The following is a 13,155-nucleotide window of genomic DNA, read 5'->3' as shown; positions in this document are numbered from 1 at the left end:
TTTACTCACCTCTTATCTTCAAATATTGATTAATCTCTTCAACCATTGCATCAATTGTATATGTATGTGGACAAACGTGAACAGGAATGCCTAAATCAAGAGCTGTTTGTTTCGTGATTGGACCGATGCATGCGATCGTAACAAAAGACAAATTGATGTCTTCCCCTGCGATCGCGTGCGCAAAACTATGTACCGTCGATGAACTTGTAAACGTAACGACATCAATCATTCGTTGTTGAAGGAGCGCAATGAGTTGTGGCTTCGCTTCTTCATTCATCGTCGTTTCGTACACGATCCAATCTGTCACGTCTGCAATATTGCTTAATTGTTCTCGTAACGTATCGCGCGCTAAGTTTCCTTTTACAAGCAGCACGCGCGCATGAGCGGAAAGCAAGGGTTTTAACGCTTCAGCTAAGCTTTCAGCAATAAATTCGTTCGGAATCAAATCGACAACGACGTTTCGCTTTTGCAAGGCTTTCGCTGTTTTTTCTCCTACCGCAGCCACTTTCGGCCACGCTGGTGGCTGCGCGCCTTTCACCACCTCAAAAAAATATTTGACACCGTTTTGACTTGTAAATACGATCCAATCGAACGTATGCCATTCATGGAATAGGTTATGATCCGCTTGTTTCGCTCGTACAATGCGAATCAGCGGCAATTCAACCGGAATTGCACCGTACCGTTCCAACGTTTGCGATAACGCTTTTGCTTGCGCTTTCTCACGCGTCACAAGCACCCGTTTCCCCCTAAGCATTTACTGCATCTCCTTTAATACTCGTTCAATGAGTTGTTTCGCTCCTCGTTCAATTAGCCGTTTTGCCGCTTCCGTACCCACTTTTTCGGGCTCTGTCCCTTTCACAACTTCTTTCAATACTTCTGTTCCATCCGGTGTTGCAACAAGTGCTGTAAGCACAATCGCATCTTCATCAACGTACGCATAACCGGCAACAGGCACTTGGCATCCACCCTCAATGCGCTGTAAAAAGGCTCGCTCTGCCCGAACCGCACGTTCCGTTTGTTCATCAGTTAACTTGTTTAACCAATGCAATAGCTCCTCATCATTTTCCCGGCATTCAATCGCCAACGCCCCTTGTCCAACCGCCGGAACACATATGTCCGTTGGCAAATATTGCGTAATCACTTCTTTTGCCCAACCCATGCGGTGTAACCCGGCGGCTGCTAATATAATGGCATCGTACGCATCTGTTTTTAACTTCGCTAAACGAGTATCAATATTGCCACGAATCCATTGGATTTGTAAATCTGGGCGAACGGCTAACAGTTGCGCGGAACGCCGTAAACTGCTCGTTCCAACAATCGCTCCGCCTGGCAGTTGCTCAAACGGAACACGCCCTTTCGAAATGAGCACATCGCGATGATCTTCACGCTTCGGTACGCATCCAATCATTAATCCGTCAGGCAAAACAGCAGGCATATCTTTCATACTATGAACTGCAAAATCAATTTCGCCATCTAGCATCGCCTGTTCAATTTCTTTTACAAACAGTCCTTTGCCTCCTACTTTCGATAACGTCACATGTAAAATTTGATCGCCTTTTGTGACGATTTCTTTCACTTCAAATTCAAACGGGGCGCCGATTTGTTTCAGTTGTTCAATCACCCAATTTGTCTGAGTTAGCGCTAACTTGCTTCGGCGAGAACCGACAATAATTTTTCTCATCATGCCTTCCTCCAACAGTCGCTAAAAATGAAATTGCGATAACGTGCCAAACAAAAAGAAATTAATGAGTAAAATAAGAAAAGAGCCAATGTTCCAAAGTGCCATTTCTTTTCCTTGTATCCTTTTAACAGCTCGCTTATATAAATAAAAACTGTATGTTGCAAATACAGTAAACGAACCGAGCACTTTCGCATCATATAAAACGAAATGATCTACTTTCATGTATGCCCAAACAACACCTAAAATTAAACTCAATAATAATACCGGAACACCGACGCCGTTTAACACATATGCAAGATCATCAAACTTCGCTAAATCCCCGATCCGCCATAATCGTTTTCCCCACTTTTTTTTCTTTAATAATTCATATTGGAGTAAATATAGAAGGGAAAACATGAACGAAATCGAAAAAACCCCATACGATAAAATAGCCATCGTAATATGAATAAACAACAGTTCAGACATTAGTTGCTCTGCGATGCCAACAGTGGAGGGCGTCGGTGCGAACGTATGCAATGAAAGAATAAAAAACGCCAACACGTTTGTAAAAAAGACGAGAAAATCAACGCGCAGCCATCTGTTAATCGCAAGCGATAACGTAATAAGTAACCACGCGTAAAACGACAGCCCCTCTGCAGGCGTTAAAACAGGAAACTTTCCTGTCTCCACCATTCTCGCAAAAAAGAAAAATGTTTGCATCCCCCAAACAATAGAAAGCAACCAGAAAGCAATGCGATTTGCCTTCCGGTTGTGATGAAGAAAATCGATAAAATAAAACAATACGGACGATGCATGTAGAAGAAGCGAGAATTCGTACCATCTCGTCATTTCAAACATATCGGCTCTCCCTTACGATTGAAAAGATGGTTCTGTTGCTCGCTCGTGAATACAGTTCATCTCTTTTTGTTGCTGCTTCACTTGCTGTTCAATATTGAAAATTTTCATAAACAACTGAAGCGCTTCTTCCGCATTGTCCTCTGCAGCCAATTCTTTCGCGCGCAAAATTGGATCGCGCAACAACTGGTTGACGATACTTTTCGTATGCTTGTTTAATACTTTTTTATCTCGTTCTGATAAATGTGGCAACTTTCGTTCTAAGCTTTTCATCGTCTCTTCTTGAATGAGCATCGCCTTTTCACGCAAAGCTGCGATAATTGGTACAACACCAAGCATATGCAGCCATTGTTGAAACTCGTCCATTTCCTCAGCAATCATGCGCTCAATTTGCTCCGCTGCTTTTTTCCGCTCTGCTAAATTCGCTTCAACAATATCTTGCAAGTCATCAATGTCGTACAAAAAGATGCTATCTAACTCTGCAAGCGCAGGATCTAAATCGCGCGGTACTGCAATATCAATCATAAAAAACGGACGGCCTTTGCGCATTTTTTCAATGACTGCCATCGTTTCTTTTGTAATGACATATTGTTTTGCACCCGTCGAACTAATTAAAATGTCCGCCTCTAATAATGCGCATTGCAATTGTGATAACGGCTTAGCATCTCCGTTAAATCGTTCGGCAAGCTGTTGTGCTTTTGCAAACGTGCGGTTTACAACCGTCACGCGTTTAACGCCACTTCCGTACAAGTTTTGTAGCGCCAATTCACCCATTTTTCCAGCGCCTAACACGAGCACATGTTTATTTTTTAAATCGCCAAAAATTTTTTTCGCCAGTTCCACAGCTGCATAGCTGACAGATACTGCATTTGCACCGATTTCCGTTTCCGCATGCGCGCGTTTAGCAAGCGTAATCGCTTGTTTAAATAGCTGTTTAAACACCGTGCCTATTGTGTTTTCTTGTTGCGCTAAAAGAAAACTTGTGCGCACTTGCCCAAGAATTTGTGTTTCACCTAAAATCATAGAATCAAGCCCGCAAGCGACGCGGAATAAATGTTCAATCGCTTCACGCTCTTCATAAATGCGCAAATACGGAGCGATTTGTTCTTTATCAAGCCCAAACCAATCCGCCAAAAATGTTTTTATATAATAACGCCCTGTGTTTAGTTGATCGACAACTGCGTAAATTTCCGTACGGTTACATGTCGATAAGATGACGTTTTCTAACATGCTCTTTTGCTTTTGTAGCGCTTTCATCGCTTCAGCAAGTTCCGTTTGATTAAACGTCAATTTCTCACGAATTTCGACAGGGGCTGTACGATAGTTCACGCTGACAACAACGACATACATTCCCATCACCCCGAAGTTTAAAGTCATCTCATTTCATTATAGCATGCCTATGTTGTTTTTTCCTTATAAAGTGTGAATACAATTTGACAACTTTCGATCTTTCGTAAACGGCGCTCATTTAGTAAACTAGTGAACAGATGCTGCTTCAAGTGTCGCACGGAATTGGGGGAATTTCAATGAAAAAACGTGGTATTTTTTCCGGCATCATTTTAATTGGTTTTGGAACGTACTTTTTACTTGAACGCTTTTCACTTTTTCCATCTTTCCATACGTGGCCAACGTTGCTGTTCATCATCGGGGTCGCTTTTTTAGGTCAAGCGTATATCGGAAAAGACTATTCTACTATTTTATCCGGTGTTGTTTTTACAGGAGTCGGCGCCCATTTTCATCTCGCTTCGCGCCTCCCATCCTGGCCAGATGATATAAGCGCATTGACGTTAATTATGGCGATTGGCTTGCTCTTACAATACGTAAAAACGAAACAAGCATTACTTCCAACCATTTTACTTTTTGCTTTATCATTCATTTTTTTATTTTCTCACCCGTTACAACAAGCGGTGACATCCGGTACGTTCGATTCGCTCATCCATCTTTGGCCGTTAGCGTTCATTTTACTTGGATTGTACTTATTGTTCGTGAAAAAAGGATAACTGTACAAAAAATGTGGGCAATTTCACCCACATTTTTTCTTTATATCCATTTTTGTAGTGCGCCCCATGCTTCGTCTTTCCCTTGTCCTGTTTCCGCTGAAAAAATAATGAGTTCATCATCTGGAACGAGACGCAATGTTTCTTTTGCTACTTTCGCATGTTGTTGCCATTTGCCGCGCGGAATTTTATCCGCTTTCGTCGCGATCACGAGCGTCGGAATGTTATAATGCTTTAAAAATTCATACATCATCACATCATCTTTCGTTGGAGGGTGACGCAAATCGACGATCAGCAATGCTGCTTTTAGTTGCTCTCGCGTCGTGAAATATGTTTCAATCATTTTTCCCCATGCTTCGCGCTCTGTTTTTGATACTTTCGCAAAGCCATATCCCGGTACATCAACAAAATAAAAAGCATCATTAATGCGATAAAAGTTCAATGTTTGTGTTTTCCCTGGTTTGGATGACGTACGGGCAAAGTTTTTCCGATTAATCATTTTGTTAATAAATGATGATTTTCCAACATTTGAGCGCCCAGCAAGCGCAAACTCCGAGAGCTGTCCTGCTGGGTATTGTTCTGGCTTCACAGCGCTAATGACCATTTCTACGTTTGTAATTTTCATTTTTTCCCACCTACCAAAGCATGTTCAAGTACATCATCAATATGTGAAACGAGAACAAATTGTAATTGTTTTTTTACGATTTCAGGAATATCTTCTAAATCTTTTTCGTTTTCTTTCGGCAAAATGACTTTCTTTAACCCCGCGCGATGGGCGCTTAATACTTTTTCTTTCACCCCACCAATAGCGAGCACACGACCACGCAACGTAATTTCTCCCGTCATGCCGACAAAACGGCTGACTGGTTTCCCTGTCAGTGCGGAAATAAGCGCGGTCGCCATCGTAATCCCCGCCGAAGGACCGTCTTTTGGTATAGCCCCTTCTGGCACATGAATGTGAATATCGAGTTTTTCATGAAATTCAGGATCAATCCCAAATTCTTCAGCTTTTGAGCGAATGTATGTAAACGCTGCTTGGGCAGATTCTTTCATCACATCGCCCAATTGACCTGTAAGCGTCAATTTTCCTTTTCCAGGAGCAATCGACACTTCAATGGCTAACGTATCGCCACCGGCTGCTGTATACGCTAAACCTGTTGCTACTCCAACTTGGTCTTCACTTTCTGCTTGACCGTAGTGATATATCGGCTTCCCTAAAAATTCGCTGACGTTTTTTTCAGTTACAACGATGCGCTTTCGTCCTTCTGATACGATCGTTTTCGCTGCTTTGCGACAAATGGACGCCAGTTGACGTTCTAAGTTGCGCACACCTGCTTCACGCGTATAATAGCGAATAACTTGCATAATCGCCTCATCGCGCATATGAAGCATTCGTTTTTGTAAGCCATGCGCCTCCATTTGTTTTGGCAATAAATGTTCTTTTGCGATATGCAACTTTTCAATTTCCGTATAGCTCGGAATAGTGATGACTTCCATACGATCAAGTAACGGCCGCGGAATTGTCGCCAGCGTGTTTGCTGTCGCAATAAACATGACCTTTGATAAGTCGTACGGTTCTTCAATGTAATGGTCGCTAAAAGAATGGTTTTGTTCTGGGTCTAGCACTTCTAATAACGCGGCAGACGGATCGCCGCGGAAGTCGCTTGACATTTTATCAATTTCATCAAGTAAAAATACAGGGTTAATCGTTCCCGCTTTTTTCATTCCTTGAATAATACGTCCTGGCAAAGCACCAACATATGTGCGACGATGACCGCGAATTTCTGATTCATCACGCACGCCACCAAGCGATATGCGGACAAAATTCCGATTTAACGTTTTTGCGATCGAACGAGCAAGCGATGTTTTTCCGACTCCGGGCGGACCTACTAAACAAAGAATCGGTCCTCGCAATGAATGCGTTAATTGTTGGACAGCTAAATATTCCAACACGCGTTCTTTTACCGTTTCAAGACCATAATGTTCTTCGTTTAAAATTTTTTCAGCGCGATGAATATCGTGAATATCTTCTGTTTGTTTTGTCCATGGCAACGCCAACAACCACTCTAAATAGTTACGAATAACTCCGCTTTCAGCAGAGGCAGCTGGCACTTTTTCATAGCGTTCTAATTCTTTTAATGCGGTTGCTTTCACGTGCTCTGGCATGCCTGCTTGCTCAATTTTTTCACGCAACATATCGACTTCGCCGGCCTTGCCTTCTTTCTCGCCGAGCTCTTTTTGAATCGCCTTCATTTGTTCGCGCAAATAATATTCTTTTTGCGTTCGTTCCATCGATTGTTTGACGCGCTGGCTAATTCGTTTTTCTAAATGCAAAATTTCTTTTTCATTATGAAGAATTTGAATGATTTGATGGACTCGCTCTTTCACATCGACCGCTTCAAGCAACCGTTGCTTTTCCTCAAGCTTTAACGGCAAATGAGACGCAATAATGTCAGCCATTCGTCCCGCTTGCTGAATATCCATGACAGATGTATAAATATCTGCTGATAATTTTTTCGATAGCTTTATGTACTGCTCAAAATATTCAAGCATTGTTCGGCGCAACGCTTCAAATTCAATATCATCTTCTTTTTCGTTATCGACAAACGGCTCAATTTGCACGACGTAACACGGCTCTTCGCTTACCCACTTCACTATTTTTCCACGCGAGATCCCTTCAACGAGCACACGAAATGTTCCGTTCGGCAGCTTTAACAACTGCTTCACACGGGCAATTGTGCCCATTTCATATAAATCTTCAAGTTCAGGATTATCAATTTGTACATCTTTTTGCGATGTTAACAACACAAGATTTTCTTCAACCATTGCTTTTTCTAACGCTTGTACTGATTTTTCCCGCCCAACGTCTAAGTGCAATACTGTCGTCGGAAACACAAGTAATCCTCTTAACGGCAAGAGTGGAATGACTTTATTTTTCTTTCTCGCCACAACCCCGCACCTCCATCATATTTCTATTGCCCTATTGTATAGTACATTATATCGTTTGTAAAATCTTTCATCGTAAAAAATCGACTTCAACGCTCCGTTGAAGCCGATTGCTTTTACATCAGTTCTGTTTTCGGTAAATGATGACGCATCGGAACAGAACGAACATGTTCATGAAATAAGAAAGAAAGAACATCGCCAATATGATCAACTGGAACGATTTCAATTCCTTTCACTTGTCTCAAAATCGACTGCATATTTTCACGCGGAATGATGACGGTTTTCGCTCCAGCTTGTTTTGCTGCCTTCACTTTCGGAAAAATGCCGCCAACCGGTTTGACGTTCCCATGCACCCCAATTTCCCCTGTCATCGCTACCGTTGGATCAATTGGTAAGCGATAAATAGCGGAATAAATACCGATCGCCATAGCTACACCAGCGGAAGGGCCATCGATCGGAACACCGCCTGGAAAATTCACGTGAATGTCGTATTGATCAGCAGGAACACCGAGCGTACGCAAAACCGTGATGACGTTTTCAATCGAGCCACGCGCCATACTTTTTCGACGAATGGACTTGCCTTGTCCGCCAATTTGTTCTTCTTCAACAATGCCTGTCATATTGATCGACCCTTTTTCTTTTGCAGGCAATACCGCCACTTCAATTTCTAATAACGCCCCGCTATTTGGACCGTAAACAGCCAATCCGTTCACTAATCCGACTTTCGCCTCTGTCCCCACTTTTTTCTCATAGCGCGGAGAAAGCTGACTCGACTGAATGACCCATTCGACATCTTGACGTAAAATTTTAGAACGCTTCTCGGAAATGACGATTCCAGCTGCAGTTTGTAGCGTATTGACCGCTTCCCTTCCGTTGCGAGCATACATCGCGAGCTCATGAACAGCTTGTTCTTCGATTAGAAGGTTTACTTTTTCTGCTGCTTTTTTCACAATTTGAGCAATTTCTTCTTGTTCTAGCTCTCTGAAAAAGACTTCCATACATCGCGAGCGAATGGCTGGCGGTATTTCGTTTGGCGTTCGCGTTGTTGCACCAACGAGCCGAAAATCAGCAGGCAGGCCGTTTTTGAAAATGTCATGAATGTGGTTTGGAATGTTCGGATTTTCTTCGCTATAATATGCGCTTTCGAAAAATACTTTTCGGTCCTCTAACACTTTTAATAGCTTGTTCATTTGAATAGGGTGCAATTCACCAATTTCATCAATAAATAATATGCCACCGTGGGCGTTCGTCACTGCCCCTTGCTTCGGTTGCGGGATGCCGGCTTGTCCCATTGCACCCGCCCCTTGATAAATCGGATCATGCACAGAACCGATAAGCGGATCGGCAATGCCACGCTCATCAAAGCGTGCTGTTGTTGCATCTAATTCAATAAAAACAGCATCTTTGCGAAATGGAGATAGTGGATTTTTTTTCGCTTCTTCTAGTACGAGGCGCGCTGCCGCTGTTTTCCCAACACCAGGCGGACCATAAATAATGACATGCTGCGGATTTGGTCCACATAATGCCGCTTTTAACGCCTTAATACCATCTTCTTGCCCGACAATATCGGCAAACGTTTTTGGTCGCACTTTTTCGGCAAGCGGTTCCGTTAATGAAATGGAACGCATTTTCCGAAGTTGTTCCATCTCTTTTCGCGCTTCTTTATCAATCGAAATCTTTTGTGTTCGTTGACTTTTTAATAAGTTTAAAAAGTAAAGACCGATAATAATCCCGAAAAACAGCTGAATGAGTAGCGCAATGTTTGTCCAGTTCATGGCCATTCCTCCTGCATATGTATTGTACGCATAGTATCTCCGAGCAAAGAAGGAAATAAACAAAAAAAGATCGACTTTCCGATTCGGAAAATCGACCTTTTTCCATTTACGCAGATGTTTTTCGTTCGTACTCGACGATTGTTCCATCTTGTAAAATAAGCAGCGGTGCTTTTTCCCCGCGTACTGTCTCTGCTGTAATAACGCATTTTTGCACATCTTCACGCGACGGCAATTCAAACATGACATCAAGCATAATGCCTTCAATAATCGAGCGTAAACCGCGCGCTCCTGTTTTTCGTTCAATCGCACGTTTCGCAATTTCACGAAGCGCTTCTTCTTCAAATTCAAGCTCGACATCGTCAAGTTCGAGCATTTTTTGATATTGCTTCACTAACGCATTTTTCGGTTTGACTAAAATATCGACAAGCGCGTCTTCGTCAAGCGGCTGTAAGCTTGTAATAACAGGAAGACGTCCAACAAACTCTGGAATTAATCCGAATTTTAATAAGTCTTCTGGCAGCACTTTGGACAATAAATCTTTTTCTTCGACTTCCGCTTGCACACCAGAGCTAAAACCGATCACTTTTTTACCGAGACGGCGCTTAATAATCGGCTCTAGTCCGTCAAATGCTCCACCACAAATGAATAAAATGTTTGTTGTATCAATTTGAATGAACTCCTGATGCGGATGTTTTCGTCCTCCTTGTGGCGGCACGCTTGCAATTGTTCCTTCTAAAATTTTTAATAACGCTTGCTGTACACCTTCACCTGATACATCACGCGTAATGGAAGGGTTTTCTGATTTGCGTGCAATTTTATCAATTTCGTCAATGTAAATAATTCCTTTTTCTGCTCGTTCAATGTCGTAATCGGCTGCCTGAATGAGCTTTAATAAAATGTTTTCGACGTCTTCACCGACATACCCTGCTTCTGTAAGCGATGTCGCATCGGCAATCGCAAACGGTACGTTTAAAATGCGCGCAAGCGTTTGAGCGAGCAACGTTTTTCCGCTTCCTGTCGGTCCGATCATTAAAATATTACTTTTTGATAATTCAACATCGTCAATTTTGCTGTTTGAATTAATGCGCTTGTAATGGTTGTAGACCGCTACCGAAAGCGCTTTTTTTGCCTCATCTTGTCCGATGACGTACTCGTCTAAAATTTCACGAATTTCCTTTGGCTTTGGTACATCTTTAAACTCCACTTCTTCGTCCGATCCAAGCTCTTCTTGAACAATTTCTGTACACAATTCAATACACTCGTCACATATGTATACACCTGGGCCAGCAACGAGCTTGCGCACCTGCTCTTGCGTTTTGCCACAAAACGAGCATTTCAATTGCCCTTTTTCATCATTAAATTTAAACATGTTTTCACCCCTTATTTCTCTACTATCATATGTACATAAAAATGAAAAAACGTTATGTATTTGTCATTTTATCATAAATCTTTAAAAGTATGCCAATAAAAATGAAAATGTGTGCGAAAAGTTAGAAAACTTTTACTACTGAAACTATATGTGGAAAGAACAAGGCACGTGATGCACCTTGTTCTTTCTCTTTTCATTATGCAACAACTTTGCTGTTTTCAACAAGGAAATCGATCGCTTTGCGCATTTTCAAATCTTCTTTTAAGCCATCGACTGTGCCTAAAAGCTCTTTTACCTTCTCTACTGATAAGTTGTAGAGGTTTGCCATTTCTTGCAATTCTTTTTCTACTTCTTCTTCTGTAACGTCAATGTTTTCTGCTTTGACGATCGCTTCAAGTGTCAATGTTACGCGGACACGTTTTTCAGCTTCCTCTTTCATTTGTTCGCGAAGTGCCGCTTCATCTTGTCCAGAGAATTGATAGTATAAGTCAAGGTTTAATCCTTGCATTTGTAGACGTTGTTCAAATTCGCGAATCATGCGATCTGTTTCATTTTTAATCATCACTTCTGGAATATCCATTTGTGCATTTTCTGTCGCTTTTTGAACAACCGCATCGCGAAGTGCCGCTTCTGCTTCTTCTTTTTTCTCTTTTGTTAAGCGTTCTTTAATTTTTTCTTTTAGCGCGTCTAATGTTTCTACTTCTTCATCTACATCTTTCGCGAACTCATCGTCAAGTGCTGGAAGCTGCTTTGTTTTAATTTCATGTAACTTAATTTTAAATACTGCTGGTTTACCAGCTAATTGCTCTGCATGATATTCTTCTGGGAATGTCACTTCAATGTCTTTTTCTTCTCCAGCAGCCATGCCGATTAATTGTTCTTCAAATCCTGGGATGAATGTACCTGAACCGATGACAAGTGAGTAGTTTTCAGCTTTCCCACCTTCAAACGCTTCACCATCAACGAAGCCTTCAAAATCGATGACGACTGTATCACCGTTTTCTACTGTACCTTCTTCTTTCACAACAAGCTCAGCATGACGTTCTTGCAAACGTTTTAATTCTTGTTCTACATCTTCATCAGTTACTGTGTCATCTAATTTTTCGACTTCAAGCCCTTTATATTGGCCAAGTGTCACTTCTGGTTTTACCGTTACTTTTGCAGTGAAAATTAAACTTTTGCCTTTTTCCATTTGCTCGATGTCGATTTCTGGACGATCAACTGGCTCGATGCCTGTTTCTTCAACAGCTTTTGCGTATGCCTCTGGCAACAAAATGTCTAACGCATCTGCGTATAATGATTCAACGCCGAAACGTTTCTCAAATAAAGAGCGAGGAATTTTCCCTTTACGGAATCCTGGAATTTGTACTTTTTTCACTACTTTTTTAAATGCTTCATCTAATCCTTCGTTTACTTTCTCAGCGTCTACTTCTACTGTAAGAACGCCTTGGTTGCCTTCGAGTTTTTCCCATTTCGCCGACATGCTTCTTTCCCTCCAACTTCAATCATGTAAATGAACTACATATATGTAGGCATACACGGTTTTATGTGTAATACAACCACTATATTATACCATACAATCATATACTTTCAACAGAGAGCCACAATTTTTCTACTTCATAAAGTTTGGCAACAAGCGAATTTGTATATATCGTTTGTCCCGTTTCACATTGTTCGACATATGTGTATAATGCAGCCGCCCATTGTTGTGCTGACTCTTCAGGAAGAAACGGATATAGCGCAAACATGTAACGAAGCCATATTTGTTCGCACCATTCATACATCGTCGGATTTTGCATTACCCACGTTCGTTCGATGATGTGGAGCACTTGATCGGTCCAATCGTTTTGTTTTCGCTCATCGAGTTGAGCCGGAACAACGGTCATTGTTTGGCCAAATTTTTTAACGATCATTGGCTCTATCACTTTTTCTTTCCTTAATATATGCAACATCGTTGTTTTTACAATAGGGTTTCTCGTTTCATCATGCAAATAACGGGCAAACATCGAGGCAAGATGCGGAACAAGATGTGAATCAAGCTGATGAAGCACACGAAGTTGTTTCGGCCATTGATCGCTTTGAAAAATCGCCTCGTATCGTTTTTTCTCCTGTTCGTGCTGAGAACGGATCATTTTTTCGCTAAACTGTAAAAGCGGTAAAAACGGTGTACAGTCTATTCCTTGTTGCTTTAACTTACGAATGACTGCGACGACTTCATCGTATTGCTGTAAATGAACAAGCATAGAAATATATATAGTCCAGTCGCCTATGCCACGGGCTAACAGCTGTTCACATCTCTCTTTCGCTTCTTCTACCTGCCCCATTTCAAACAAGCAAACGACAAGCGCCATTTCCACATCATCATCGTGCAGTTGAAGCTGCTTTAGCTGCGTGAAATACGTATACGCTTCTTTATATCGCTTTTCTTTTAGCGCATCCATTCCTTCCGCTAACAACCGCTCTTTTAAATGAGGATGCGGAACGATTTTTCGATTTTTCACATATACTCACCTTCGTTCACATTTGTCTTTAAGTGTACCAATGTTTGCGGAC

11 protein-coding genes are annotated in these 13,155 nt (G+C 41.8%); 1 reads left to right on the top strand and 10 read right to left on the bottom strand.

Translation table 11 applies throughout. The features are described 5' to 3' along the window. Position 1 precedes the first annotated feature (1 nt). Genes ABEV15_RS11790 through hemA form a run of 4 tightly spaced genes read right to left on the bottom strand, consistent with a single transcriptional unit; the run spans position 2 to position 3,865 of the window. Complete coding sequence (locus ABEV15_RS11790) at positions 2-754, bottom strand: uroporphyrinogen-III synthase (RefSeq protein ID WP_429632525.1); 753 nt, start codon at positions 752-754, stop codon at positions 2-4. After that, positions 755-1,681, bottom strand: a complete 927-nt coding sequence (gene hemC / locus ABEV15_RS11785) for a hydroxymethylbilane synthase (RefSeq protein ID WP_498853313.1) — start codon at positions 1,679-1,681, stop codon at positions 755-757. A 21-nt stretch (positions 1,682-1,702) separates the two neighbouring features. Further along, positions 1,703-2,518 carry a cytochrome C assembly family protein gene (locus tag ABEV15_RS11780; protein WP_498853312.1) on the bottom strand — a complete coding sequence of 272 codons (816 nt, stop codon included), beginning with the start codon at positions 2,516-2,518 and terminating at the stop codon, positions 1,703-1,705. A gap of 12 nt (positions 2,519-2,530) precedes the next feature. Continuing rightward, positions 2,531-3,865, bottom strand: a complete 1,335-nt coding sequence (hemA, locus tag ABEV15_RS11775; protein WP_498853311.1) for a glutamyl-tRNA reductase — start codon at positions 3,863-3,865, stop codon at positions 2,531-2,533. Positions 3,866-4,041: 176 nt separating this feature from the next. Here hemA and ABEV15_RS11770 point away from each other — a divergent pair, with 176 nt between their 5' ends. Then, complete coding sequence (locus tag ABEV15_RS11770) at positions 4,042-4,515, top strand: LiaI-LiaF-like domain-containing protein (protein WP_498853310.1); 474 nt, start codon at positions 4,042-4,044, stop codon at positions 4,513-4,515. A 40-nt stretch (positions 4,516-4,555) separates the two neighbouring features. Here ABEV15_RS11770 and yihA read toward each other — a convergent pair whose 3' ends face one another. The 6 genes from yihA to ABEV15_RS11740 form a co-directional block, all read right to left on the bottom strand. Then, positions 4,556-5,137 (bottom strand): ribosome biogenesis GTP-binding protein YihA/YsxC, encoded by a 582-nt coding sequence (yihA, locus tag ABEV15_RS11765; protein WP_498853309.1) that lies wholly within the window; start codon positions 5,135-5,137, stop codon positions 4,556-4,558. Then, positions 5,134-7,461, bottom strand: coding sequence for an endopeptidase La (lon, locus tag ABEV15_RS11760; RefSeq protein WP_429632513.1), 2,328 nt, complete (start codon positions 7,459-7,461; stop codon positions 5,134-5,136). The genes yihA and lon overlap by 4 nt, the downstream gene beginning before the upstream one ends. A 113-nt stretch (positions 7,462-7,574) precedes the next feature. Next, a complete protein-coding gene (lonB, locus tag ABEV15_RS11755; RefSeq protein ID WP_498853308.1) occupies positions 7,575-9,233 on the bottom strand; it encodes an ATP-dependent protease LonB in 1,659 nt (552 codons plus the stop codon). Between the two features lie 106 nt (positions 9,234-9,339). Continuing rightward, positions 9,340-10,602, bottom strand: coding sequence for an ATP-dependent protease ATP-binding subunit ClpX (clpX, locus tag ABEV15_RS11750; RefSeq protein WP_429632509.1), 1,263 nt, complete (start codon positions 10,600-10,602; stop codon positions 9,340-9,342). 196 nt (positions 10,603-10,798) lie between these two features. Further along, on the bottom strand, positions 10,799-12,085 hold the full coding sequence (tig, locus tag ABEV15_RS11745) for a trigger factor (RefSeq protein WP_429632506.1): 1,287 nt from the start codon (positions 12,083-12,085) through the stop codon (positions 10,799-10,801). A gap of 97 nt (positions 12,086-12,182) precedes the next feature. Continuing rightward, positions 12,183-13,103, bottom strand: coding sequence for a DUF3196 family protein (locus ABEV15_RS11740; protein WP_498853307.1), 921 nt, complete (start codon positions 13,101-13,103; stop codon positions 12,183-12,185). Between the last annotated feature and the right edge of the window lie 52 nt (positions 13,104-13,155).

This window comes from Bhargavaea massiliensis, from assembly GCF_050480245.1.
Classification (GTDB): domain Bacteria; phylum Bacillota; class Bacilli; order Bacillales; family Anoxybacillaceae; genus Anoxybacillus.
This window is presented reverse-complemented; position numbering and strand designations above follow the sequence as displayed.

Coding starts and splice junctions, on each gene's coding strand:
- ABEV15_RS11780 (WP_498853312.1), bottom strand. CDS start 2,518: ATGTTTGAAATGACGAGATGGTACGAATTCTCGCTTCTTCTACATGCA.
- clpX (WP_429632509.1), bottom strand. CDS start 10,602: ATGTTTAAATTTAATGATGAAAAAGGGCAATTGAAATGCTCGTTTTGT.
- hemA (WP_498853311.1), bottom strand. CDS start 3,865: ATGTATGTCGTTGTTGTCAGCGTGAACTATCGTACAGCCCCTGTCGAA.
- lonB (WP_498853308.1), bottom strand. CDS start 9,233: ATGAACTGGACAAACATTGCGCTACTCATTCAGCTGTTTTTCGGGATT.
- tig (WP_429632506.1), bottom strand. CDS start 12,085: ATGTCGGCGAAATGGGAAAAACTCGAAGGCAACCAAGGCGTTCTTACA.
- yihA (WP_498853309.1), bottom strand. CDS start 5,137: ATGAAAATTACAAACGTAGAAATGGTCATTAGCGCTGTGAAGCCAGAA.
- ABEV15_RS11770 (WP_498853310.1), top strand. CDS start 4,042: ATGAAAAAACGTGGTATTTTTTCCGGCATCATTTTAATTGGTTTTGGA.
- hemC (WP_498853313.1), bottom strand. CDS start 1,681: ATGAGAAAAATTATTGTCGGTTCTCGCCGAAGCAAGTTAGCGCTAACT.
- ABEV15_RS11790 (WP_429632525.1), bottom strand. CDS start 754: ATGCTTAGGGGGAAACGGGTGCTTGTGACGCGTGAGAAAGCGCAAGCA.